Source organism: Streptomyces capparidis (genome assembly GCF_054782095.1).
In genome coordinates this window covers 24481-46510 of record NZ_BAAGTD010000025.1, presented here as the reverse complement: position 1 = coordinate 46510, position 22030 = coordinate 24481, and the positions used below count along the sequence as shown (strand labels likewise).

The following is a 22030-nucleotide window of genomic DNA, read 5'->3' as shown; positions in this document are numbered from 1 at the left end:
GGTGACGTGCCGTCCGGACCACTCCGGACGGCACGCGTCCGGCAAGCTGTGCTGGTGGCAGAGCGAGTGCGGGTCCGTGAGATCGAGGACGACGAGCGGGCTCGCCCTCCTCGGGTATGACCTCGCCGTCGGCGATCGCGTAGAGGCGTTCGACGCGGGCCTTCTTGGCCGCGTAGTCGGGGTCGCGGGAGGTCTTCCAGGACTTCAGGCGTTGAAAGGAGACGCCTTCCTCGCGGAGCACGATGCGCAGGCCCTCGTGGCTGATGTCGTCGACCACCCCCTCGGCGACCAGGAAGTCCGCCAGCTTGGTCAGACTCCAAATCGAAAAGGGCAGGTCGTGTTCGGTCGGCCTGGACTTCGCGATCTTCTTGATCTCGCGCCGCTCGGGCAGGGTGAAGGTCTTGGGCCGGCCACCCCTCGTACTTCGGACAGAGCGAGCCGATTACCGTCCGCGTTCCATGACCGGGCCATCGCGCAATGATCTCGCCAGGCCTGCGGTTGTTGTCGCCGTTCGCGGTCGAGGAAGCGGCGCTGCCCGAGCTCGAGCCGCGTGAGGTGCCCGGTGGCGGTTCGGCGATTGCTCATGTGCCACAGTTCAGCGTCGCGTTCGGACTGTGACGTGGCGCCGAGGGCCGGTCACGAAGGCGCTGGGGAGGCCAAGCATCGCCGTGCCGGCGCCACAAGTTGACCCACTTCGACGCACACGCACGGGAGATTCCCCTCTCGGCGGCGACGTGAGCGATCGACCGCGTCCGACACCGTTCCACCAGCCGGCGCCGTCCTTCGGTGCTCAACGGTGCGTTTCGGTGACTCACCTGCGTCCCTTTCGATGCCGAGTCTCTTCGAGGCTCCGTGTCGGATCGCTGCCGAGAGGTCCGAGAGCGTGCTCGGCTCCCTGGCGGATGGGGTTCGGTGTGATTGCGTTTCGGCGATCGGCTGTGGCTGCTACGGCGTAGAGGTGGCCCCCCCGCAGGTGTTGGCCGGTGATTGACATGGGGTCTGTGGCGAGGTCGGCAGGTGTGCCCTGGAACACGATGGTTCCGCCGTTGAACCCGGCGCCGGGCCCGATGTCGATGACGTGGTCGGCGTGGGCGATCACGCGCTGGTTGTGCTCGATGAGGATGAGCGTTGCTCCGGAGTCGACGAGATCGTCGCAGAGTGCGAGTAGCCGGTCGACGTCGCTTCCATGCAGCCCGGCAGTGGGTTCGTCGAGGACGATGCGCAGGTTGTCGGAGGTGTCGGTGTCGGCGAGGTGGTGGGCGAGGAGGAGTCGTTGCCGTTCGCCGCCGGAGAGGGTGTCGAGGCTTTGCCCGATCGACAGGTAGCCGAGTCCGACCCGGTCCAGCCACCGCAGTCGGCGTGCGATGTGGAAGTGTTCGGCGAGCAGGTCAGCCGCCCGCGCCGGGTTCATCGCCAGCAGGTCGGCGATGTTGCGGTCGTGGAGAGTGGCGGCGAGTGCCGTCGGGTTGAACCGGGTTCCTCCGCAAGCGTCACAGTCGGTCTGGACGTCATCGAGAAATGCCAGGTCGGTGACGATGACACCTCTTCCCCTACAGACGGGGCATGCTCCGCGGCCGTTGGCGCTGAACCACGAGGGATGCAGCCCAGTGGCCTTGCTGAAGATGTCTCGGATGGGTTCGGCGACGCCGAGCACGGTGGCAGGGGTGGAGCGGATGCCGCCGCGGAGCGGTGCCTGGCCGACGACGACGAAGTCGGGATGCTGGCGAGGCAGCTCGTCGGCGATCAGTGTGCTCTTGCCGGAACCGGCGACGCCGGAGACGACGGTGAGGACGCCGAGCGGCACATCGACGGTGACGTCACGCAGATTGTGAGCGCTGGCATCGGCGATCGTGACGGTCCCCCGAGCCGGACGAGGCCGCTCCTTGAAATGCATCGGGGCGCGAAGGACGCGGCCTGTTTCGGTGTCGGTTGCCGTGAGTTCGTTGGGGCTGCCTTCGAATTGGACGATGCCGCCGCCTGAGCCACCGCCGGGTCCGAGGTCGATGACGTGGTCGGCGGCCGCGATGACCGCGGGATGGTGTTCGACCACGAGGATCGTGTTGTGCGCGTCGCGGAGCTTTGTCAGCAGTTCGAGGAGGCGATGCACGTCGTGCGGGTGCAGTCCGGTGCTGGGCTCATCGAAGACATAGCAGACGTCGCTGAGGGCGCTGCCGAGGTGACGGACGATCTTGATCCGTTGGGCTTCGCCGCCGGACAGGGTTCCCGATTCCCGGGACAAGCTGAGGTAGCCGAGCCCGACGGCGTCCAGTGCGTCGAGGCGTTCTTGAATCGCCTGGAGGAGCGGCGTCACGGACGGGTCCTCCACGACCGCCACGATGTCGCGCAGATCGCTGATGGGCAGGGCCGACCAGTCCGCGATGGATCGGCCGTCGATCAGGCTGTTCCTCGCCGATGCGTTGAGGCGGGTGCGGGCACAGTCCGGGCAGGTGCCTCGAGTCACGACTTGGGCAAGACCCTGCTGTTCCTCTTCGGTGAGGCGCGACGGCGTCTTGCGCAGGTACGACTTCCGCAGCCGCGGGATGATGCCGTCGAAGACACCGTGTTGGGGGTATTCGGGGTCGGGGTTGCCGAGTCGGAGTCCTTCGGCGTGGAGCAGTGCGTCGGCCTTCGCGGCAGGGAGCTGCTCGAAGGGGATATCGGGGTCGACGAGTCCGGCGTGGATGAGGCGCTTCCATCGGTAGGTTCCCGGGGCGAAGGTGGGAAACCGGACCGCGCCCTCGCGCAGGCTTCGTGACCGATCGAGCAGGGCGTCGAGATCGATGTCGTCGACGACGCCCAGCCCCTCGCAGCGTGGGCACATCCCGCTGGGGTCGTTGAACGAGTACGCCGGCGAGTACCCGGCGGGCGGGCTTGCGATGCGGGAGAACAGCAGGCGCAGCAGCGGCGCGATGTCGCTCGCCGTGCCTACCGTGGATCGAGCGTTCCCGGTGAAGCGCCGCTGATCCACGATCGTGGTGAAGACCAGCCCGTCGATCCGGTCGACGTCTGCGGGTGGATGCTGCGGAAGCCGGTTCCGCACGAACGTGGGATAGGTCCCGGTGATCAGGCGCTCGGCCTCGGCCGCGATCGTGTCGAACACCAGCGACGATTTCCCTGACCCCGAGACGCCTGTGAACACCGTCAGCCGGTGCTTGGGAACGCGGACCGACACGTCCCGGAGGTTGTGAGTCCGAGCGCCTTCCACCGTGATCCACCGGCCACGCTCAGTCATCAGATCCTGATCATGTGGCATGACGTCAGGCTACGATCTGATGTGGCCAGTTTTTTGCCACAATTATCCCAGGGCGGACGAGATCAAGGAGTCACCGTGACGGCACCAAGAGAACGGATGCTCCGGCTGCTGTCCCTGCTGCAATCCGGTCGACACTGGCCGGCGGACGAACTGGCCACGGCAGTGGGAGCGCCTTCCCGCACCCTTCGACGCGACATCGACCACCTGCGCAAGATGGGGTATCCCGTGGAAGGCACTCGCGGACCAGGAGGCCACTATCGCCTCGTTGCCGGCGCTGCGCTGCCACCCCTCATGCTCGAAGACGACGAAGCAATTGCCACCGTCCTCGGGCTGCGCCTCGCAGCCGCCGGAGCAACCGGCATCGACCTCACGGCCGAATCGGCGGAACGTGCCGAGGCAAAGCTCCGCCGCATTCTCCCCGCTTCCCTGCGCCGCAGAACCGACGAAACGCTCGCCGCGGTGGAGTTCGGTCGCAGCGAACATCCCCAGACCAGCCCCACCGTCCTGAGCGTCGTCGCATCCGCGATTGCGGCCCATCGGTGTCTTGCCTTCGCCTACAACGGGAAGGGAGGACAGTCGTTCCGGACAGTCGAGCCGATACGGCTCGTTCAGATCCGCCAACGCTGGTACCTCTACGCCTGGGACCGCGACCGCCAGGACTGGCGCAACTTCCGGCTCGACCGAATCGCCGACCCACAAACGACCGGTGCAACGTTTTGGCCACGCCCCCTTCCCACCGACGACCTCGCGGGGCATCTCCAAGCACGATTCCACGGCCCGAAGACAATCCGGGTCGTCCTCACCTTGCACACCAACGTGCGCGATGCCGCGGCTCGCCTTCACCGTATCGACGGGTCCCTCGAAGCCCTCGACGAACACAGATGCCGGTATGTCGCGTACGTCGACTCCTTCGAGTGGCTCGCCGTCGTTCTGACCGTCACCGACATCGACTTCAGGGTTGATGAGACCGCCGAGTTCCGGGACTACCTTGCGCACACCGGACAACGCCTGCTTCGGGCTGCCGAAGCCGTGCCGAGATGACACAACCAGCGTCAACAACGTCCTGCCCCGCAACAACTGAGGCTTGTCCCGTAACTGATCTTCGGTGAGGCGAGGTCGACCGTCGTTCGGCCCGATCGCCTATCCGGCGAGGGCGAGGTCGTGCAGACGGGCGATGCCGCTCATGGCGTGGTGTACGCCGTCGCCCTTGAGCCGGCGATCGCGCAGGATCTTCCAGGTCTTCATGCGGGCAAGGCGTGCTCGACGCGGGCGCGGACCGGTTTGTGGGACTTGTTGTGCGCCTGCTTCCAGGCGGGCAGGTCCTCACCGTTGCGCCGACGGCGGTGTGGGACGACCAGTCCGGTGCCCCGGTGGTCGCCGTCGGCAATCACCGTGGGCGTGGTGCCCACGGCGTCCTCCCCACCCGCGTGACCACGCCCCGGCACGGCGGGGCCCGGACGCGCGGACGGCACCCTGCCCGCGCCGGAGGCGGGCCTCGAGGGATGCGCGCAGGCGGTGCGGGAGTTCGCCGAGGAACTCGCCGACGCCAAGGCTGGGGGCCGGCCGACGCCGACTTCGACGGCCGGCTTGGGGTTCTGCTCCCGCTGCCGTCTGCGCCGCCGGGAAGACCGGCTGCCTGGGGGCCGGTGGCCGCGCCCCGTTGTGGTGGGACATCCCCCCATGGCCGGCCCGGGCCGCCCGCTGCCGGCGGGCCTTGGTCGCCCCGTGCCGCGCGGCACAGGCGCCAGTGCGTGGGTGACCGATCACCTGCTGCCCGGTGTCCCGCTGCTGTAGCTCGCCGGCGCGCACCGGCTGGGCGCCGCCCGCACCCGCGTACCTGCCCGGTGGCAGCCCTAGACGACTTCACCCGCCACGCCCCCGCCACCTTGGTGGTGGTCACCGGCACCGCGACCGAGGCCGTACTCACGGCCATGCCGGATGCGGGCTCCTTCCTCGGGCACGCCACCTTCCACCGGCCCGGCGGCCCCCGCCTGCCCAACCCGCCGACCCCGGATCACGCCCGCGACCTCGCCACCTCGGTGACCACGGTGCTGTGCCGCCGCCCTGCCGCAGGGCCTCCCGCTGAGCGATGGAGCCCGAGACGGAGCGGGCCTTCAAAGAGCCTTGCAAGCGGCATCACGCTGGATGAAGTCCCTGCTCCGACCCCGGGGCCGCAGGCCCCGTCAGCCCTCCCGGTCCCGGAGCGCCGCCCGCGCCGGGAGGGTGACGGCGAGCAGGGCGAGGCCCACCGCGGTCGCGGCGAAGGACCCGTACACGAGCGGGGGTACGTACGGGGCCTCACCGGTCAGGCCGCGCATCATCGGGATCAGGGTGGCCGCGGCGATGGCCGTGCCCAGGACGATGCCGGCGACCGCCACCAGCAGGCCCTCCCAGCGCAGCATGTCCATCACCTGGCGCCTGGTGGCGCCGGCGAGGCGGAGCATGCCGAGCTCGCGGCGGCGGTCGAGGACCGTCATCACGAGGGTGTTGACGGCGGCGACGGCGGCGAAGCCGCCCAGGACCCCGGCCATCGTGTGGTTGGCCCAGGCGTTGAGCTCGCGGTCGGTGGTCTGCTCCACCGCGTAACCGGACGCGTCGGCGACCCTGCCCAGCGGGGCGAGGGCCTTCGCGTCTCCGCCACGTACCAGCAGCGCGCTGTCGAAGCCCGAGGTGACGTGGGCGGCCAGGGACGCACGGTCCATGGTCACGGCCGCGAGGCCGAGCCCGCGGCCGTACACGGCGACGACCTCGGGGCTGGTCCTGGTGCCGTCCGGGAGGTACATCGGCAGTTTGTCGCCGACCTTCACCTTCGCCGACGTGGCGAGCGTCCTGTCGATGGCGACACGGCCCTTGCCGACACGGTCCAGGCTGCCGCTGCGCACGTCGAGGTCCTGCACCTTCGCGAGCTGCGCGCCGGAGCCGGAGATGCCCTGGGCCGCCGAGCCCCGGAGCCAGCGGTCGCCGCCCGACCCGACGGGCACGAGCACCTGCGTGTCGAGCAGGCCCACGGCCGCGTCGACACCGGGGACGCGGGCGGCCCGGTCGACGGCCTCGGCGGGCAGCCCGGCGGGGTGCGTGATGACGTGGTCCGCGGTGACGCCGGCGCGCAGTTGCTTCGCGGCGACGTGGCTCTCGCTCGTGTGCATGAAGGTGAGCGTCGAGGCGAAGGCCATGGCCAGCACGATCGGGGTGATCGCGGAGGCCAGCCGGCGGGCGTTCGTACGGGAGTTGGCGGCGGCGAGCGCGGCGGCGGCGCCGCAGCCGCGCAGCGGGAGCCCGAACAGCGCCGCGCACAGCCGCGCCACCAGCGGGCCGAGCAGCGCGACGGCGAGCATGAACAGCATGACGACACCGAGGGCGGCGTTGGCCGCGTCGTCCCCGGCCGAACGTGCGGCGAGGACGGTGAGGAACCCTCCGCCGACGAGGGCGCCCAGGCCCAGCACGGTACGGATCACGCCCGGCCGCAGCCGTTCCACCGACGCCTCGGTGAGCGCCTGCCCCGGCTTGATCCTCGCGGGGCGGCGCCCGGCCGCCCAGCCGGCGGCGAGCGCGGTCAGCAGCCCCATGCCGACGGCGACGGCCGGCGGCATCCAGGAGACGTGCAGGTCCACGGGCTCCGGGATGGCCCCGCGGTCCTTCAACTGCCCGAACCACCAGTGGGCGAGCCCGATCCCGGGCAGGCAGCCGACCAGCCCGGCGAGCGGCGCGACGAGCAGCGCCTCGGCGGCGACCGCGCGGCGGATCTGCCGTGGAGTGGCGCCGACGGCGCGCAGCAGCGCGAACTCCCGGGCGCGCTGGGCGACGGACAGCGCGACCGTGCCGGCCGCCGTGAAGACAGCGACCGCGGCGGCGATCCCGCCGAAGGAGCCGCCGAGTCCGGTGAGCGTTTCCCTGGCGTACCCGAGCCCGCGGTCCTCGACGGCGCCGCGGCCGTCGCCGGTGTGCACCTTGGCGCCGGAGCCGGCGAGCGCCTTCTCCACGCCGGCGGCGAGGGCGTCGGTGTCCGCCCCGGCCCTCGCCAGCACGGCGATGGCGTCGGCCTTGCCGGGATGCCCGGCGAGCGCGGGGGACTGGGCGTCGGCGAACCAGGCTGTGGCGCCCTCGGCCACGTCGCCGGATCCGGCCCTCGCCAGCCCGGAGACGAGGAAGCCGGCGCGCCCGGCGGCGGTTTCTAGCGCCACGGTGTCGCCGACGCCGGCGTGCGCGGCCCGCGCGGCGGCGGCGTCGAGCACGACCTCGCCGGCACGGGGCGCGGCCCCGGAGGTGAGCGCGGTGCCGGTGAAGGCGTGCGATCCCCAGCCGTGGCCCGTCAGCGCGCTGTCGCCCAGGCGCAGCGGGAACGTGAAGTCCGGCACCGCCGCCTGCGCGCCGGGCGCGCGGGCCGCCTTGCCGGCCAGCGCGGCGTCCACGCGTGCCGTGTCCGGCAGCGGGTCCGCCGACTCGGAGCGGCTGTCGCCGCTGCCCGTGACGAGGCGGGCGTACTGGTCCGCCGCCGCGACGACCGGCGCCTTCGCGTACCGCTTGGCCGGCACCGACGCGCGGGCGCCCGTCTCCAGGAGGATGCCGCAGGCCGAGACGATCAGCGCCGCCATCATCAGCGCGACGAAGGTGCCGGCGAACGACGCGGGTTTGAACCGCACGGCCGCGCGGGCGAGGCCGTTGGGGGCCAAGCTCCTCACGCCGCGGCCCCTGCCATCGCTCCCGTACGGGAGGTGAGGGCGGCCATGCGCGCCGCGATCTGCTCCGCCGAGCCGCGGTCGAGGCCGCCGGCGAAGACGCCGTCCGCGAGGAACAGCACGCGGTCGGCCCAGGCGGCGGCGGCCGGGTCGTGGGTGACCATGACGACGGTGGCGCCGAGGGTGTCCACCGCGTGCCGGAGCAGGCCCAGGACCTCGGCGGCGGTGCCGGTGTCGAGGGCGCCGGTGGGCTCGTCGGCGAAGACCACGTCCGGGCGGGTGACCAGGGCGCGTGCGATGGCCACGCGCTGCTGCTGGCCGCCGGAGAGCTCACCGGGCCGACGCTTCGCCTTGCCGGCGAGACCGACCTGCGCGAGCACCGCGTCGGCCCGGCGGCGGTCCCGGTGCTGCCCGGCGAGGCGCAGCGGGAGCAGCACGTTCTGCTCCACGGTGAGGGAAGGCAGCAGGTTGAAGGACTGGAAGACGAAGCCGAGGCGGCTGCGGCGCAGCTCGGTGAGCTGGTTCTCCCGCATGCCGGTGATCTCCGTGCCGCCGAGGCGCACGGAGCCGGCCGAGGGCCGGTCCAGGCCGGCGGCGCACTGGAGGAACGTGGACTTCCCGGAGCCGGACGGGCCCATGACGGCGGTGAACGTGCCGCGCGGCAGGGCGAGGTCGATGCCCGCGAGGGCGTGCACGGCGCGGGCGCCGCGGCCGTACTGCCGCCGGACGCCGCGCAGTTCGACCGCGAGACCGGGTGTGCCCGGGCCCTCCGCCCGGTCGCCCGCCTTCTGCCGTTTGCCGCCACGCAGCCTCATGCCCGTCCTCTCACGTCCTCTTCGAGCCGGTCACTCGAAGCTACGGATCACGGCCATCGCGGCCCATGGTGGCTGCCGGCGGATCCGGGGTGGGGGTAACCCGAGGCCGGACCCTGCGCGCCACGTTGACCCAGCTCGGGCAGACGGCCTGATCGCGGTTTCGCGAAGCCGCCATGGCCGCGGCTGAGTGAGCAACCCCTGCTCGGCCTCGACCGAGATCCCACCCTCGACCGGGCGCCCGAGCTTCAGCCGGCGTTGTCGACGTTGCCGGGTGCGATCAGGACAACTCGGTGCTGCGCTCGTTGCGAGCGGGTTCTCCCGGGGCGGCTCCGGCGATCGTGGGGATCACTGTCGTTGGTCACAGCCGCCGCGGTATCCATGGCCGGCCGATGCCATCGGCGGGCCCCGGCGCCCGGACGCCGGCTGGCTGGGGGGCGGGTACCGGACGCAGGGGAGCGTGATGGATATGGAGCTGACCGAGGCCGTGGCCGCGTTGCGGGACGACCTGATGGCCGCGGCCGCCCGCGGTGCGAACGAGGACGTGATCTTCGAAGTCGGATCCATCGAGCTGGAGTTCCAGGTAACACCCGGCCGGAGGTGGAACCGGTCATCGCCGTGCACCTCGCCGCGGGCTTCCAGGACGCGCTCGACCGATACGGCGTGGAGCGGCCCCGTGCCCTGGAACCCGTGGAGTACGACAAGCCCACCGACCCCGAGCACACCCTTCGGCCCCGGCGGGCCCCGGCCTCGCTGACGGATCCGCTGCGCCCGGCTCACGAGGTCGTGCCGTTCCGCGGACGCGAGGATGAGCTGGCCGACCCGACGTCCAGGGCGGAGCGCCCCGGCCCGGCGGCGTGCCTGGTGCACGGCCCGGGCGGTCAAGGCAAGTCCCGCCTGGCGCGGCGGCTCTGCCATGGCCTGGCCGCGCGGCACTGGGCGGTGCTGTGGGCCGGCCCGGACGGGCCGTTGGATCGGCTCCCGGACCCGCCCCCCGCGGTACCGCTGCTGGTGGTCGTCGACGGCGCCGAGAGACGCACCCGGGCGTCCGCGCGGGTCCTGGAGTGGGCGAGCCGGTGGCACAGCGCCCAGGTGAAGGTGCTCGTTCTGGCCAGGTGGCCCTGTACCGCGGGTGCGTGGCCGAGTTCCCGGTACTCCGCTCCCACCGCGCCGTGGTGCTCGCCGTGCACGGCGAACGCCTCGCGGAGGCCGGGCGAGGGGAGGGGGCCGCCCGCGCCGTCGAGCAGGCCGTGGGCCCGGCCCGTGACCTGACCGCCGAACATCCGCAGGCGCACCGCGTCACGTTCGCTCTCGCCCTCTCCGCCCACGCCCGTTTCCGGCTCCTGGCCGGCGACCGCTCCCCCCCGGGCGTTCGCCGCCTCCGAGGAGGCCCTGACCGTGCTCCGCCAGCTCGCGCGGAGCATGTCCACCGCCATCAAGCCCTACCTGCGCGACGCCCAGCACACCCACGACCGCCTGCGCGAGCCGGCACAGCCCCGGCGCGGCACACCGCCTTCCCCGGGCCGGCGCCCGCTTCGAGACCGGTCACCTCTTCGCACGCCGTGAGGAACCCGACGCAGCGCGAAACACCCGAACCGTCACGCAGCCCCCGATAGTTGCTCGTGGACCAGCGCCGGTGGCGCTACGCTGCTGTGCCGTGCAGGAGACGCGCCTCGACACTGCTCGGATCCGGGCGGCCCGCCGGGTGATCGACCCGGTTTTTCTCGACACTCCGCTGTACCGCTGCCAGGCGCTGGAGCCCGACCTCGGGTGCACGGTGAGCATCAAGCTCGAAACGGCGAACCCGGTCCGCAGCTTCAAGGCCCGCGGCACCGAGCTGGCCGCGAGCCTGCTCGCCGACAATGGCTCGCGGGCCGTGGTGTGCGCCAGCGCGGGCAACCTTGGCCAAGCCCTCGCTTGGTCCGGTCGCGGCCGGGGGCTCGACGTCACCGTCGTGGCATCCCGCTTCGCGACTGCCGCCAAGCTTGATCGCATCCGCGCGCTGGACGCCAGGCTGGAGCTGGTGGACGGCGACCACGAGACGGCTCGCGAGCGGGCGGCGGCCATCGCCAGGTACGACGGCATCCGGCTGCTCGAAGACAGCCTGGACATCGAGACCTGCGAGGGCGCGGCGACCATCGGCCTGGAACTGGTGGACAGCGCGCCGTCGTTCGACACCGTCCTGATTGCCCTCGGCGGCGGGGCGCTGGCCACTGGGGTGGGTCATGTGGTGAAGGCCCTGGCACCCGAGGTCGAGGTGATCTGCGTCCAGCCGCTGGGCGCACCGGCGATGACACACTCGTGGCGCCAACGCCGCGTCATCACCACCGACTCGACCAACACCATCGCTGACGGCGTCGCCGGCCGGCGTCCCATCCCGGCGGTCCTGGACGACCTCCTCCTGGTCGCTGACGACGCCGTCCTGGTCCAGGAGGCGTCGATCATCGCCGGTATGCGCATGCTCCTCGAGCACGCCGGCCTCGTCGTCGAGCCGTCGGCCGCGCTCGGCATCGCGGCGATCCTCGAAGACCGTGACCGCTTCGCCGGCCGACATGCGGTCACCATCGTGTGCGGCAGCAACGTCGACATGGACGCCTATCACCGCTGGGTCGGTGCGGCTCCCCTCCACAGGTCTTGACGACTGCTCCGTGGCCGGGCCTTCGCCGGGGGCCGCCGGCCGAGTGGCCTGAGCCCGGCGGGCGAACAACTGCACACCGCCCGGTTGTCGTCGCGGCGTCCGACCGGAGCCGACATCGACGCGATCCTCGCGGTTCACCGTGCCTCCGAAACCTGCCTGCACAACCCCTCCGACGCGCTCACCCGGCTCGATGAGGCCAGGGAGCTGTATCGCCGCTGGAACGACCAGTGGCAGCGGTGCGGTCACGACCACTTGTCACCCGTGCCCCGACGTCCCCGAGGGGGAGGGGCGGCCACTCACCGCTGCCCGGCCACCCACCGCTGCTCGGGCGACGCCCGCGCCGGTGACCCGCTGTCGGACCTGCCCGGCTTCGGCGGGCTCTTCCGGCGGCTACCGGGCCGTCGCCGGGGCGGTGAGCCGGGTGATCAGCGGCAGGTGGACGGCCCCGAACCCGGCGAGCGGGGCCGTGGGCCACACCGGCCGCCCGTCCACCCACGGCACGGCGTCGCCCCCGTCCCGGACGTCGCCGCGCAGGTCGGCCATGCCGACGGGGGGCAGGCCGGGAGCCGTCACGGGGATGAGGTGGCTGGGCAGGTCGTCGTCGGTGCCGGGGACGGGGAAGAGCAGCATCCACGCCTCGTCGGCGTCCCTGAGCAGCACGTACCGCACGGGATGCGCCTCGGGCGCCCGCGCCGCCCGGACCAGCGCGTGGGTGGCGCGCGCGCCGTGGACGGCCCGCCGCGCGACCCGCTCCAGGGCGACGGCGGCGGCGATCCCGCTCAGTCCGGCTCCCCACGCCAGCCCCGGGTCGTCCACGGGGGCGGCGTGGGCGGGGGAGGAGGTGACGTACTCGACGTCGAGCGTGCCGCCGGGCCGCGGCGCCGTGCCGCCGTGGGCGACGAACGCGCGCACCAGCCGCCCGTCCGCGGCCCGGAACGTCACCTCCACGCTCTTGGGCAGCACCCCCGGCAGCAGCACTCCGTCCACGTCCCGCACGGTCGCCCGGGCGGTCCCGGTGTCCGCCACGGTCAGCCGGAGGGCGTCGACCCACCACGGAAACGCGTTCAGCGCGACGACCGCGAAGGCCAGCAGCCCGCCCAGGGACACCCCGCCCCGCACCGCGACCCGCCGCAGGGCCCGCGCCCGCCACCACGCCGCACGGCGGATGTCGGCGTCCTCCGGCGGCGGCTGGCCCCATGCCCCGGCCCGCCGCGCGGTCTCCGCGAGCCCTGCGAACGTGACGGCGGTACCGGACACCACTGCTTCCCCCCCCATGAGCTCCACGGCCACATCTGCGTGTCCATCAAGACCCATGGGACGGGCCTCGGGTTGCCCCGTCAGTCTCCGGGCCGCACTACGGCCTTGACCGCCTGCCGCCGGTCCATGGCCCGATAGGCGCGGGCCACGTCCCGCAGCGGGACGTCGAGGGTGAGGACGGGGGACGGGTCGAGCGTGCCGTCCAGCACCTCGGCGACGAGCCTGTCCAGGTACGCCCGGACCGGCGCGACGCCCGCGCGCAGCGCGACGTTGGCGCGGAACAGGCGGTACAGGTCCACGCGTGAGACCCCGTTGGGCACGCCCACCGAGCCGATGACGCCGCCGGGACGGGCGACCGCGAGGGCCAGGTCGAGCGCGGACTGGCCGCCGACGCACTCGGCCACGGACGCGGCACCGCCGCCGGTCAGCTCCACGAGGCGGGCGGCGGTGTCCGGGTCGCCGCCGGGCAGGGTGTCGGTGGCGCCGAACCGGCGCGCCAGAGCCGCGCGTTCGGGGTGGTGGCCCACGGCGACGACGCGCTCGGCGCCCGCCCGCCGCGCCGCCAGGACCGCGCACAGCCCGACCGCGCCGTCCCCGATCACCACGGCGGTGCCGCCGGGGGTCACCCCCGCGAGAACGGCGGCGTGGTGGCCGGTGGCCATGACGTCGGTGAGCGGCAGCAGCCGGCGCGCCAGCCCGTCGTCCACGTCGGCTCGCACGGGCACCAGCGTCGCGTCCGCGAACGGCACCCGCACGGCCTCGGCCTGGCCTCCGTCGTTCGCCCCGCCCCAGAAGCCCCCGCGGCGGCAGGAGGTGTGCACCCCCTCCAGGCACGGCGGGCAGGAACCGTCGGCGAACGCGAACGGCGCCACCACCAGGTCGCCCTTCCGCAGGCGGGTGACCTCGGGGCCGGTGTCCTCCACGGTCCCGATCCACTCGTGCCCCATCCGGTCGCCCGGCCGGAAGTCCTCCTGCCCGCGGTAGGGCCACAGATCGGACCCGCAGACGGCCGCGAGCCGCACGCGCACCAGCGCGTCCGTGGGGTCCTTGATCACCGGGTCCGGCACGTCGACGAGCCGCACGTCGCCGACGCCGTTCAGAACGGTCGCTTTCATGGCCGGGACGCTATCGACGGGGGAGGGGGGACGGACATGCCATAGTGGAGGCCTACTAACCCGCTCGCCGTCGAAACGGAGGCGCTGCCCCGTGTCCTCCTCCGTGGACCCCACCGACCTGGAGATCATCCGCGAGCTGGTGCGGGACGCCAGGATCAGCCTGACCGAGCTGAGCCGCCGCGTCTGCCTCAGCCGCCCCGCCGTGGCCGAGCGGCTGCGCAGGCTGGAGGAGAGCGGCGTCATCCAGGGCTACACGGCCCGCCTCGACCTCACCCGCCTCGGCCTCACCCTCCAGGCCCGGGTCGCCCTGCGCCCCCGCCACCGGTCCACCAGGGACGCGGCCCACCTGCGGGAGCGCCTGCTCGGCATGGCGCACGTGCTGTCGTGCGTGCACCTGACCGGGGAGAACTGCTACGAACTGGCGATCGCGGTGCGCGACGCCCGGCACCTGGAGCAGGTCATCGAGGACCTGTCCGCCCTGGGCGAGACCACGACCTCGGTCGTGCTGTCGGAACTGGTCGCGCCGGGCGACGCGGACGTCACGGCGTGGGCGGTGCGGCCGTAGCGACCCGCAGGCGGGTGAGGACGGCACCCCCGCCCGCCCGCGGGCCAGGCCCTCGGACGCCCATGGGATGGCAGAACCGTCCTCCTCCACCTCCGCTGCCCTCATGGAGCCGCCGTGGCGTCAGCCCGCCGTGTCCTCGAGCCGGCGGGCGGCCAGGGTGCGGGCCGCCGTCCGGGTTGCCGGGCACCGCTCCCGGTGGAGCCGGTACGGCTCGTCGTACACCCCGGCGTGCGACGGGTCCGCGGTGACCGCGCCCAAAGCGGCCATCCCGGCCGCCAGGCAGTACGTGCCGGGCAACGCCCCCGCCGCGGACCGCGGACTCGGCGTGAGCATGGACTCGGCGACCACGGGGACACCCGCGGGCAGGCCGCCTGTCGGCCGCCGCCGCGTGCGTGACCGTCCTTCTCCGCCCGCGCGGCGCTCCCCGACCGGGCGCCCGCAAGCGCACACTGCGGAGCCCACGGACAAAGCCCGGACTCCTGATGGGATCGCGCCACGGCCCAGGACGCCGTGAGACGCCGCGCTGCCCGCCTCCGGGCGTCCGCTAGCGCTGTGTCCGGAAAGGTTCACCGGGTTCGAGAGCGGTGAGGGACCGGATGAACGGTTCGTGCACTGGGGGGTGAGAGGATCGCGCCGTGACCATCCGCCTGCATGACTTCGATGGCGAGCACTCGCTGACGTTCGATGCCGGTGGCCTGGCTGCCGATGTCGCAGTAGCTGCCGCCGGGCACGAGCCGAACGGGTACCTCTGGGAAAGTCTCGTGCGGTTTGCCTGGCCTGATATCGCCGAGCGCCTCGATTTCGACAGCGAGGCTGGCATGTTCTGCGCGGTCGGCAGTCCGAGCGACCTCGCGCGACTCAAGACGGCCGTTGGATCCGTCGTGACGAGCCCCGAGACAGTCCGCGACATCATTGCCCGTGCGGAGACTTCGGGGTTCGAGTTCGACGACTGATGCTGTGACCTCCCCGGGTTGGGCGGGGTCAGGCCGCCGCCGGCAGAGGCCTGCCGCCCCAGTGGAGACCTCGTTCGCTCCGGATGCGTGCGCGCTCGCGTCGTTGGGCGGCCAGGACGTCGGGGTGGCGGGCGTTGTTGTTGCGCCGGCGCAGGTAGGCGTGCAGGGCCCGGGTCTGGACGGCGTGGTTCGGATGGTGGGAGTTGGCGCGCTCGCCCATGGCCGAACTGGGCCGCCGGGCGGTGGCCCTGCTGGTGCGCCGCATCGCGGGCGAGGAGACCGCGTCCGAGGTGATGACGCCGCGGCTCATGGCACGGGAGTCGACCGGCGAACCGGTGGGGCCCCTCGCTGCTGTGACGCCCGCGCCGGCCGGCGCTCAGGCAGGTCACCCACGACCGCCGGGCACATGCGCCCCGCGCCCGGCCGCCGCACCCGCTACGAACTGGCCGACCCCCGCCTCGGCCACGCACTCGACGACCTGCGTACCGCCGTCGTCGCGGTCGAGGTGGACAAGACCTGCCCCGACGCTCGGGCCGAGGACTGCTGCCGATGACCGCGCCGCCCCCGGCCCGTCCCCCGCCCGCCGCGACGCGGTCACCCGCCGCACACGCCTGCTGGTGACCGCGACCATCACCTGCTCCGAGCCGGACGCGTGCGGCTGCCGCCCCGGCTGCGCCTGCTGCACCTGACCCGACCGGACGGCGGCTCGCCTCGGCCCGTCGGCAGGCTGCCGGGACGGCGCGCGGGAGTGGGCCCGGGTGCACCCGCCGCGGCCCCTCGCCGCCGCGCAGGCGCGGACTGCCGCCCCGGTTCTCCGGTGACGGGTTGTAAATGCGAATGGTCATTCGTATCCTCGAAGGGTGCCAGAACGCGAATTCATATTCGTGATTCTGGCTCCCGCACTCCGCCCTGCCCGCGGGCAGCCGCGCCGACGAACGAGGGACGTCCAGACATGGCCGACGACCGGCACCAGCGACAGCACCAGCCACACCCCGAGGGAGCACCCCGGCACCAGGCACCACCGCCCGAGCCCCGGACCGGCCGGGACGGCACGGGAGTCGGCCGGCGGGCCGCCCTGCTCGGCGCGGCGGGCGTCACCATGGCCGCCGCGTCCGCGTCCGCCGCTTTCGCCGCGGGACCGGAGGCCGCGGACGGTGCGAAGGCCGGCAGGCGGCCGAGCGGGCGCTACCGGGGCAAGACCGTCCTCATCACCGGCGCCACCTCCGGCATCGGCCGCGCCGCCGCCCTCGCCTTCGCGGCCGAGGGGGCCCGGGTGGGCTTCTGCGGGCGCCGCGAGCACCTGGGACGGCAGTTGGAGAGGGAGATCCGCGCGAAGGGCGGCGAGGCCACCTACTTCAGGACCGACGTACGCCACCCCGAGCAGGTCGTCTCCTTCGTCGACCGGGTCGCCCACCGCTACGGCGGCCTCGACGTCGCCATGAACAACGCGGGCGTCCAACACGTCAGGCGGCTCTCCGCGATGACGGTCCAGGAGTGGGACGACACCTTCGCCACCAATACCCGCGCCGTCTTCGTGGGCATCAAGGAGCAGGCCCGGCACATGAAGGCGCGCGGCGGCGGCGTCATCCTGGTCACCGGCTCGTCGAACGAGTTCGCCACCCGTCCGCAGATCGGCGGCTACACCGCCAGCAAAAGCGCGCTCACCGGCCTGGTGCGCAACGCCGCCATCGAGTACGGCGCGGACGGCATCCGGGTGGTGGCGCTGTCCCCGGGGACCACGGACACCGCCCTCCTCGACGCCCACCGGCCGGCGGGCCTCACCGACGAGCAGTGGGCCGCCGAGAAGAAGCGCTTCGGCGAGAACAACGTCGACGGGCTGCGCCGGATCGCCGCACCGGAGGAGATGGCCACCGCGGCGCTCGCCCTGGCCTCGCCCGACATGAGCTTCCAGACGGGCACCTCCGTCCTGGTCGACGGCGGAGCACTCGCCGGGCTGTGACGGCGCGCCCGGGCGGGTGACGGGCCGCCGGCGGGGGCCGCGCCGCCGGCGGCCCTCGGTACCCGGGTCAGCCGATCACCGGGTCGAGATAGCCGAACAGCGCCTTCTTCAGCTCCTCCACCATGGCCTGCCGTTCCGCGCCCGCGGCGGCCAGCACCAGCGGAACCATGGCCTGGAACAGATGCACCGTGACCCGGGCCGTCCGTCGCCGCTCGGCCTCGGGCAGCCCGGGCGCCCGCGCGCCGATCATGGCCTCGACCCGGCCGAGCAGGGCCTCCTGGATGGGGCGGGCCGCGTCCGTCAGGCCCTCGGGCATGTCCGGGCGGGCGAAGAGGGCCTTGAAGCCGGGGTTCGCCAGGTTGAACCCGATGATCGGGTCGACGATCCGGTCCAGCAGCGGCGCCAGGCCGACCGAGGTGAAGTCGGACGAGCCGAACGCCTCCTCGTGGGCGTCCCGCAACTGCGCCACGAAGCGGTCGGCCAGCGCCTCGGCGATGGCCTTCTTGTTCGGGTAGAACTGGTACAGCGACCCCACGGAGATGCCCGCCCGCGCGGCGATCGCGATCGTGGTCGCCTTCTCGTAGCCGGTTTCCGCGAACACCACGGCCGCGGCGTCCAGGATCTGCGCCATCCGCTGCCGGCCGCGCGCCTGCCGCTTCGGCTGCCGCGCCACCTCCGCCATCCCGCGCTCCCTGCTCCCGCCGCCCGCCCTCGGGGCGGGCGTGACCCGCCCACGATAGTCGGCGCCACCCCCGGGCGCCGCGAGGGGTGCCTCCCGGCGTACCGGTGGAGCGCGAGGATGACGCGGTGAAGCCGGGCCCACACCCGGTCCCCGCTCCACTGCGCGAAGCGCCGGTAGACCGTCGGCCACGCAGGGCCGAACACCGGAGGCAACTGCCGCCATGCACACCCCGAGGTGGCAACGAAGATGATCGCTGCCAGGCACTCGCGGTCGCCCGCCCGCCGCCGGCCTCCGCCCTGCGGACGTATGACCTCCGTCGCAGGCACCACCCGCCGGAACAGCGTCCACAACTCGTCCGGCACCAACCGCTCAACCAGATCCGTCATGCACCGCTCAATGAACGATCACGCCATCAGAAACGGCGTCTAAGACGGTGTCCTATGTGGTGAGGCGTCGTCGAACTCGGCATGGGGCGGGGTACGTGGAGTTGGATTGTTCCGGACGGGCTGTGGGAGATCGCGGAGCCGCTGATCCCGCCGTCGAAGGTGCGGCCGCAGGGCGGTGGAACGCAGGACACCCCTGATGAGACGCTGTTCGCCGCGATCGTCTACGTCCTGGTGTCCGGCTGCGCTTGGCGTGCGTTGCCGCCGTGCTTCGGCGTCTCGAAGTCGACCGCCCATCGGCGGTTTCTGATCTGGTCGCGAGCCGGTGTCCGGGGCCGGCTGCACGAGGCCGTGCTGCCCCGGCTCGACGACGCCGGCCTCCTCGACGTCACCCGCGTCGTCCTCGACACCGCCCACGTCCGGGCCAAAAAGGGGGCGAACACACAGGTCCGAGCCCCGTGGACCGGGGCAGGCCAGGTTCCAGGATGCACGTCCTGTCGGACGCGAACGGACTGCCCCTCCTCATGGGCGTCTCCGCGGGCAACACCCACGACAGCGAAGGGCTGAAGCCGATGGTGAAGGGTCACCAAACGAGACACGACCCGCACCGCGGCCGGTACTTGAAGCCTCAGCGCCTCCGCGCCGACAAAGCCTACGACCGTGCTGACCTGTGCATGTGGCTCCGGGGCAAGCGCATCGGAGTGCGCATCGCCCGCAAAGGCATCGAGTTCAGTGCACGACTGGGCCACCGCCGCCGGGTCATCGAGCGGACGATGTCCTGGCTGTCCGACTACCGGCGCTTGAGCCCTCGCTACGAGCGCGATCCCCGCAATTACCTGGCCTTTCTCGGCCTCGCCGCCGCCCTGTGCTGCTACAAGCGACTCGTCCGCCTCACCACATAGGACACCGTCTAACGCCAACCAGGCGGCCTTGGCTTCCTCCAGCCGTCCGGTCTGGTGGAGCAGGTTGCCGAGGTTGTAGGCGGCGCCGGGGTGGCCGTTGTTGGCTGCGGTGCGCTGGGCGGTGTCCGACGCGGATTGTCAGACGTGTGAGTTCGGCGAACCACCGCTCGACCAGATTCAGCCAGGACGCGCTGGTTGGAGTGAAGTGCAGGTGGAACCGCGGATGGGCCAGCAGCCACTTCTTGATGTCGGGCGTCTTGTGGGTCGCGTAGTTGTCCAGGAACAGGTGAACCTGGAGGTCGGCCGGGACTTCCTTGTCCAGCTTGGTCAGGAACTTCTTGAACTCTGCCGCCCGGTGGCGGCGGTGGAGGGAGCCGATGACCTTGCCGGTGGCGACTTCGAGGGCCGCGAACAGGGTCGTGGTGCCGGCCCGGACATAGTCGTGGCTGCGGCGTTCGGGGATACCTGGCACCATCGGCAGGACGGGCTGGGACCGGTCCAGGGCCTGGATCTGCGACTTCTCGTCCACGCAGAGAACGAGCGCCTTCTCCGGCGGGTCGAGATGGAGGCCGACGACGTCGCGGACCTTGTCGATGAACAGCGGATCCGTCGACAGCTTGAACGTCTGCCACCGGTGCGGTGCCAGGGCGAACGCCCGCCAGATCCGCGAGACCGTTCACTGCGACAAGCCCGTTGCCGCGGCCATCGATCTGGTCGACCAGTGGGTGGCGTTCTTCGGTGTTTCCTCGAGCGTCTTGACGATGACCCGCTCGACATCGGCGTCGGTGATCTTCCGCGGAACACCGGGCCTCGGGTCGTCGCACAGGCCGTCCAGGCCGCGTTCGATGAACCGGCGCCGCCAGGTGCGGACTGTGTCCGGAGCGTGTCCGGAGTGATCCGCAGCCGGCGGGACACCTCCATGATCGAGTGGCCCCCGGCGCACTCCAGCACGATCCGCGACCGCTGAGCCAAAGCCTGCGCCGTCGCCCGTCGGCGTAACCAGCTCTCCAGGACCGCTCTCTGGGCATCAGTGACCGACAACGGCGGAATCTTCGGGCCAGGACGGCTCATGCCCAACCAACGACGAATCTCCGACTCAGGTCACTAGGCGGTCTCGGCGATGTCCGTGGCGTGGTGCTGGTAGGCGTGCACGCCGATGAGGACCGGTGTGCGTGTGTTGGTGGTGTGCTTGCGTGCGGTGTGCCAGGTCCCTCGGGTATGGGGCCGGTGGCGTGGTCGACGAGGTAGTCGAATACCTCCCATACCTCCCACCCTTCTGCCTGCGGTCTGCCGGAGTCTCTACCGGCGCCGTCGTTGCTGCTGGTGTCGTTGTCGCTGGTGGCGGGGTTGAGGAGGCCGGTGGCGCCGTAGCGGCTCCGCGCCGCCCACTCCAGCGCGCTCTCCACGGGTTCGGGCCGTAATCGGGCCTCGCCCGCGCACACCGCGGCCAGCGACCAGACCTTCGCAGCCGTGATGGCCGCCTTCGACCAGCAGCGGCACCGGTACGCCGCAGGCCAGCCGATGGCCGACGTCCGCGCCCGGGCCGCTCCGCCCCGGCCCATCCCTGTCCCGCCTGCGCTGCGGCCTGCGGCCGAGGGCCCCGCGTCCATGTATTCGCCCGTGGTCCGCTACCACGCCCGGTCCGCCTCCCCGCCACCTTCACCGCAGGGACGGGCGGCGCGCTGCTCCGGGCCGGAGCCGGGGCGGCCGTGCCCGCCTTCGGCCACATCACACCGCACGGGCGGAGTCGAACCGGCGCCGAGCCTCCTCGATGTGGTCCAGATAGGTGCGGGTCCAGGCGCACATGCCGTTGACCGTGGTGCGCAGTGCCTGGCCGGCTTCGGTGAGGCGGTATTCGACGCGTGGCGGCACCACCGGATGAACGGTCCTGTCGACCAGCCCGTCCCGTTCGAGGTGCCGCAGTGTCTGGGACAGCATCTTGTGACTGATGCCTCCGACCTGCGTCTGCAACTCGGTGAACCGCAGGGTGCGGTCGCCCAGGACGTTGATGAGCAACAACGCCCACTTGTTGGCCACGCCCGCGAAGACCTCACGGGCCAGCGAGTCGGCGCGGGTGAGATCCGTGTCGGCCGGATCACGGGCGGGGTGTTTGGTTACCACGGGGTGCCCCTCTCACCGAAAGGTGCGTTCTTCCAGCTCGGAGCATACTCTCCTACCGTTAGTCCGTATCTGCCGGAGACCAAGGCAGCCTGAACGGACCCCTGGAGCAACGATGATCCTCAAGACGTACGCCCGTCTTTGGGCCGACGACCTGAGCATGACCCTCCCCCTGCTGGAGCGCCTGACGGGGATGCGTCCGGACTTGCGCTTCGCCTTCGACGAGATCGAGCTCGCCGCCGTCGGTGACTTCCTGGTCATCGCCGGACCTGCCGAGAAACGCGCTCGGTACGCCCATGCCACGGCCACAGTGATCGTCTCCGACCTGGACCAGGCGCGCCTGGCACTGGACGAGGCAGGCGCCGAGATCACCACGGAGGAGGCGACCAGCGCGACCGGCCGCTTCCTCTACGCCCGTCACCAGGGGGGAGTGGAGGCCGAGTACGTCGAATGGAAGCCGGAGGTGCGGCGTCAGGTACTCGGCGCGTAGGGGCCGGCCGACTCCTTCTCGGCGTCCGGCCGCCGGGTGGCGGTGAAGGTGGTGCACGGCAGTCCGCGCGGGATCCGCGGTTCCGCATCCACTTGCGGCGGGAGGTGGCGGCGGGGCAGCGGGGCGTTCACCGCGCCCTCCCGGCCGGGCCCCGACCTTGGCCCCGGCCACCGGCGAGGAGTGGTGGCGGACCGCGGAGCACACCACGCCGGAGCAGCAGATCCGG

At 72.3% G+C, this 22030-nt stretch carries 17 protein-coding genes and 8 pseudogenes; 11 read left to right on the top strand and 14 right to left on the bottom strand.

From position 1 onward, the window contains the following. Positions 1 to 97: 97 nt before the first annotated feature. Positions 98 to 437: pseudogene (locus ACYVO2_RS20670) on the bottom strand (IS630 family transposase); the annotation flags it as partial. Between the two features lie 40 nt (positions 438 to 477). Between ACYVO2_RS20670 and ACYVO2_RS20665 the strand changes: the two are divergent. Further along, the gene (locus ACYVO2_RS20665) at positions 478 to 618 is read left to right on the top strand and encodes a hypothetical protein (RefSeq protein ID WP_461009465.1); all 141 of its coding nucleotides are present in this window, start codon (positions 478 to 480) and stop codon (positions 616 to 618) included. Here ACYVO2_RS20665 and ACYVO2_RS20660 read toward each other — a convergent pair. Both ACYVO2_RS20660 and ACYVO2_RS20655 read right to left on the bottom strand, forming a co-directional pair. Further along, positions 600 to 815 (bottom strand): annotated as a pseudogene (locus ACYVO2_RS20660) (IS481 family transposase); the annotation flags it as partial. The gene ACYVO2_RS20665 and the pseudogene ACYVO2_RS20660 sit on opposite strands and share 19 nt — an antisense overlap. Beyond that, on the bottom strand, positions 812 to 3253 hold the full coding sequence (locus ACYVO2_RS20655) for an excinuclease ABC subunit UvrA (RefSeq protein WP_461009388.1): 2442 nt from the start codon (positions 3251 to 3253) through the stop codon (positions 812 to 814). The pseudogene ACYVO2_RS20660 and the gene ACYVO2_RS20655, both read right to left, overlap by 4 nt. Before the next feature lie 75 nt (positions 3254 to 3328). Here ACYVO2_RS20655 and ACYVO2_RS20650 point away from each other — a divergent pair, with 75 nt between their 5' ends. Continuing rightward, on the top strand, positions 3329 to 4294 hold the full coding sequence (locus ACYVO2_RS20650) for a helix-turn-helix transcriptional regulator (protein WP_461009387.1): 966 nt from the start codon (positions 3329 to 3331) through the stop codon (positions 4292 to 4294). Positions 4295 to 4393: 99 nt separating this feature from the next. Here the strand turns inward: ACYVO2_RS20650 and ACYVO2_RS20645 are convergent. The 3 genes and pseudogenes from ACYVO2_RS20645 to ACYVO2_RS20635 all read right to left on the bottom strand — a co-directional run. Continuing rightward, positions 4394 to 4680 (bottom strand): annotated as a pseudogene (locus ACYVO2_RS20645) (transposase family protein); the annotation flags it as partial. Between the two features lie 756 nt (positions 4681 to 5436). Continuing rightward, on the bottom strand, positions 5437 to 7932 hold the full coding sequence (locus tag ACYVO2_RS20640) for an FtsX-like permease family protein (protein ID WP_461009386.1): 2496 nt from the start codon (positions 7930 to 7932) through the stop codon (positions 5437 to 5439). After that, positions 7929 to 8744, bottom strand: a complete 816-nt coding sequence (locus ACYVO2_RS20635; protein ID WP_461009385.1) for an ABC transporter ATP-binding protein — start codon at positions 8742 to 8744, stop codon at positions 7929 to 7931. The genes ACYVO2_RS20640 and ACYVO2_RS20635 overlap by 4 nt, the downstream gene beginning before the upstream one ends. 460 nt (positions 8745 to 9204) lie before the next feature. Here ACYVO2_RS20635 and ACYVO2_RS20630 point away from each other — a divergent pair. The 3 genes and pseudogenes from ACYVO2_RS20630 to ACYVO2_RS20620 all read left to right on the top strand — a co-directional run. Then, positions 9205 to 9318, top strand: a pseudogene (locus ACYVO2_RS20630) (trypco2 family protein); the annotation flags it as partial. 23 nt (positions 9319 to 9341) lie between these two features. Then, on the top strand, positions 9342 to 10013 hold the full coding sequence (locus ACYVO2_RS20625) for an ATP-binding protein (protein ID WP_461009384.1): 672 nt from the start codon (positions 9342 to 9344) through the stop codon (positions 10011 to 10013). Positions 10014 to 10398: 385 nt separating this feature from the next. Then, positions 10399 to 11379, top strand: coding sequence for a threonine ammonia-lyase (locus ACYVO2_RS20620; protein ID WP_461009383.1), 981 nt, complete (start codon positions 10399 to 10401; stop codon positions 11377 to 11379). Positions 11380 to 11769: 390 nt separating this feature from the next. Here ACYVO2_RS20620 and ACYVO2_RS20615 read toward each other — a convergent pair whose 3' ends face one another. Continuing rightward, positions 11770 to 12654, bottom strand: a complete 885-nt coding sequence (locus ACYVO2_RS20615) for a hypothetical protein (RefSeq protein ID WP_461009382.1) — start codon at positions 12652 to 12654, stop codon at positions 11770 to 11772. Positions 12655 to 12716: 62 nt separating this feature from the next. After that, positions 12717 to 13751, bottom strand: coding sequence for a zinc-binding dehydrogenase (locus tag ACYVO2_RS20610; protein WP_461009381.1), 1035 nt, complete (start codon positions 13749 to 13751; stop codon positions 12717 to 12719). Positions 13752 to 13842: 91 nt separating this feature from the next. Between ACYVO2_RS20610 and ACYVO2_RS20605 the strand changes: the two genes are divergently transcribed. Next, positions 13843 to 14316 carry an Lrp/AsnC family transcriptional regulator gene (locus ACYVO2_RS20605; RefSeq protein WP_461009380.1) on the top strand — a complete coding sequence of 158 codons (474 nt, stop codon included), beginning with the start codon at positions 13843 to 13845 and terminating at the stop codon, positions 14314 to 14316. A gap of 120 nt (positions 14317 to 14436) precedes the next feature. Here ACYVO2_RS20605 and ACYVO2_RS20600 read toward each other — a convergent pair whose 3' ends face one another. Further along, positions 14437 to 14649 (bottom strand): hypothetical protein, encoded by a 213-nt coding sequence (locus ACYVO2_RS20600; RefSeq protein ID WP_461009379.1) that lies wholly within the window; start codon positions 14647 to 14649, stop codon positions 14437 to 14439. Positions 14650 to 14951: 302 nt separating this feature from the next. Between ACYVO2_RS20600 and ACYVO2_RS20595 the strand changes: the two genes are divergently transcribed. Then, positions 14952 to 15269, top strand: a complete 318-nt coding sequence (locus ACYVO2_RS20595) for an Imm51 family immunity protein (RefSeq protein WP_461009378.1) — start codon at positions 14952 to 14954, stop codon at positions 15267 to 15269. A 28-nt stretch (positions 15270 to 15297) separates the two neighbouring features. Here ACYVO2_RS20595 and ACYVO2_RS20590 read toward each other — a convergent pair. After that, positions 15298 to 15477: pseudogene (locus ACYVO2_RS20590) on the bottom strand (IS630 family transposase); the annotation flags it as partial. Positions 15478 to 15690: 213 nt separating this feature from the next. On the opposite strand from ACYVO2_RS20590, the pseudogene ACYVO2_RS20585 reads away from it, so the two are divergent. Further along, positions 15691 to 15822: pseudogene (locus tag ACYVO2_RS20585) on the top strand (transcriptional regulator); the annotation flags it as partial. 399 nt (positions 15823 to 16221) lie between these two features. Next, positions 16222 to 17229 (top strand): SDR family NAD(P)-dependent oxidoreductase, encoded by a 1008-nt coding sequence (locus tag ACYVO2_RS20580; protein WP_461009377.1) that lies wholly within the window; start codon positions 16222 to 16224, stop codon positions 17227 to 17229. Positions 17230 to 17296: 67 nt separating this feature from the next. Here ACYVO2_RS20580 and ACYVO2_RS20575 read toward each other — a convergent pair whose 3' ends face one another. Further along, positions 17297 to 17911, bottom strand: a complete 615-nt coding sequence (locus ACYVO2_RS20575) for a TetR family transcriptional regulator (protein ID WP_461009376.1) — start codon at positions 17909 to 17911, stop codon at positions 17297 to 17299. A 113-nt stretch (positions 17912 to 18024) separates the two neighbouring features. Continuing rightward, positions 18025 to 18297 (bottom strand): annotated as a pseudogene (locus ACYVO2_RS20570) (transposase); the annotation flags it as partial. A gap of 81 nt (positions 18298 to 18378) precedes the next feature. On the opposite strand from ACYVO2_RS20570, the gene ACYVO2_RS20565 reads away from it, so the two are divergent. After that, a protein-coding gene (locus tag ACYVO2_RS20565; RefSeq protein ID WP_461009375.1) for an IS5 family transposase occupies positions 18379 to 19196 on the top strand; the annotation gives its coding sequence in 2 pieces (ribosomal slippage) (positions 18379 to 18721 and positions 18721 to 19196; 819 coding nt in all). A gap of 103 nt (positions 19197 to 19299) precedes the next feature. Here the strand turns inward: ACYVO2_RS20565 and ACYVO2_RS20560 are convergent. Next, a pseudogene (locus ACYVO2_RS20560) lies at positions 19300 to 20267 on the bottom strand (IS630 family transposase); the annotation flags it as partial. A gap of 657 nt (positions 20268 to 20924) precedes the next feature. Continuing rightward, complete coding sequence (locus ACYVO2_RS20555) at positions 20925 to 21317, bottom strand: winged helix-turn-helix transcriptional regulator (protein WP_461009374.1); 393 nt, start codon at positions 21315 to 21317, stop codon at positions 20925 to 20927. Between the two features lie 112 nt (positions 21318 to 21429). Between ACYVO2_RS20555 and ACYVO2_RS20550 the strand changes: the two genes are divergently transcribed. Further along, the gene (locus ACYVO2_RS20550; RefSeq protein WP_461009373.1) at positions 21430 to 21804 is read left to right on the top strand and encodes a VOC family protein; all 375 of its coding nucleotides are present in this window, start codon (positions 21430 to 21432) and stop codon (positions 21802 to 21804) included. The last annotated feature ends 226 nt before the right edge of the window (positions 21805 to 22030 follow it).

What these genes read in the sequence shown, in the direction of transcription:
- ACYVO2_RS20665 (WP_461009465.1), top strand. Translation starts at nt 478, where the DNA reads ATGATCTCGCCAGGCCTGCGGTTGTTGTCGCCGTTCGCGGTCGAGGAA.
- ACYVO2_RS20655 (WP_461009388.1), bottom strand. Translation starts at nt 3,253, where the DNA reads ATGCCACATGATCAGGATCTGATGACTGAGCGTGGCCGGTGGATCACG.
- ACYVO2_RS20635 (WP_461009385.1), bottom strand. Translation starts at nt 8,744, where the DNA reads ATGAGGCTGCGTGGCGGCAAACGGCAGAAGGCGGGCGACCGGGCGGAG.
- ACYVO2_RS20615 (WP_461009382.1), bottom strand. Translation starts at nt 12,654, where the DNA reads ATGGGGGGGGAAGCAGTGGTGTCCGGTACCGCCGTCACGTTCGCAGGG.
- ACYVO2_RS20610 (WP_461009381.1), bottom strand. Translation starts at nt 13,751, where the DNA reads ATGAAAGCGACCGTTCTGAACGGCGTCGGCGACGTGCGGCTCGTCGAC.
- ACYVO2_RS20600 (WP_461009379.1), bottom strand. Translation starts at nt 14,649, where the DNA reads ATGCTCACGCCGAGTCCGCGGTCCGCGGCGGGGGCGTTGCCCGGCACG.
- ACYVO2_RS20580 (WP_461009377.1), top strand. Translation starts at nt 16,222, where the DNA reads ATGGCCGACGACCGGCACCAGCGACAGCACCAGCCACACCCCGAGGGA.
- ACYVO2_RS20575 (WP_461009376.1), bottom strand. Translation starts at nt 17,911, where the DNA reads ATGGCGGAGGTGGCGCGGCAGCCGAAGCGGCAGGCGCGCGGCCGGCAG.
- ACYVO2_RS20550 (WP_461009373.1), top strand. Translation starts at nt 21,430, where the DNA reads ATGATCCTCAAGACGTACGCCCGTCTTTGGGCCGACGACCTGAGCATG.